At 62.8% G+C, this 1,211-nt stretch carries 1 pseudogene; it reads right to left on the bottom strand.

Annotated features, from left to right (window positions below):
• Nucleotides 1-1,211, bottom strand: a pseudogene (locus tag AC1DUU_RS32450) (hypothetical protein); the annotation flags it as partial.

Below are 1,211 nucleotides of genomic sequence, written 5' to 3'. Positions count from 1 at the left end.
GTCAAACGCCGCGGCAGCGTCGACATCGACCAGGCGCTCGACGAGTTGCAGCAGGTAGTAGGTGGTGTGTGGCTGCGCGTACTCGCCTATCCGCTTCAGGAGTTCGACATTTTCCCGGAAGAACACGTCAAGACCCGCTTGGCCAAGTATCGAGGCGCCGTCCCGTTCACCGGCCGCCGCGCCGGTCGCAAAGAGCATTTGCGAGCCGGCGAAATCGATCAGTTGCGCGCACTCTCGCACCTCCGCGATTGCGGCCTCGTCTAGGTGTGTTACCGCGATGTGCACAGCGAGCCGGGCATTTGCCGCGTCGACGATGTGGGAGAAAAGCGCCCGGGTTCGCCCGCGGAGACCAGCGTCATTGTCGGAATTGTTGCCGATCCCGGCAACGACCGCGCCGCGCAGAGTCGACAGGATTGCTTTTGTTTCTTCCGCGTATTCCCAAGGCGCTCGTAGCCATTCATCGAGAACGGCCTTCGCTTCCGGCGACTGGTGAGTGACCCAGAGGACGCTGAGCTTGTCTGCGACGGCCTTGCGGAGGCGACGTCCGCGGTCCGACACGGGCGCCTCACGCTGCAAGAGCGCAAGCAGCAGCTCTAGGCTCCGCCGCTGATCCGAATGAACCAGCCTTGAGACGAGCCCGCCGAGAACATGTTCGATGACGCTCAAGTTGGGTTCGAGCGCAAAACGCTCGGCTAGGAGTTTCCAAAATCGGCCCCGGTCGATGTCCCATATGCGGCCGAGCCGCATTAAGGCGTTCAGCCGGACCGCCGGATGCCGATCAGACAGCAGCACCTCCGCACGTGGAATTAGGGTGGGGTAAAGATCTGCGCGTTGCACGAATAGATCCCAATAGGCTTGCGCGGCCTCTACCCGCGCCGCGGGTCCACCCCAGGATGCCGATTCCTCGAAACTAGCCTCCGTGTCATCGCTCAGCTCCGGACTCTCGGACCGAGCCGCGATGTCCAGCAGCGCCGCAAAGGTTGCGTCCTGATCCAGCGTCGGCGGCGCATCCTTCGACACCATCAGCTTTCGCGATACAATTACTTGGCAAGCTTGACCTATAATCGCCTCTGCATGCCGCCGCAGGCCGGCATGCAGCGCACCGGCAACTAGCAAGGCTTCTATAGCCTCTAAGGTGGCGAGCGACTCCGCAAGGGAGGCGGCTGCAACCTCTTCCGAGCCCGGATCGAGCCGCAGGAGCCGCTTTGCGG

This window comes from Aminobacter sp. P4_H6_2 (genome assembly GCF_056400805.1).
Note: the sequence above shows the minus strand (reverse complement) of the source record. Positions and strands in the feature narration are given on the sequence as shown.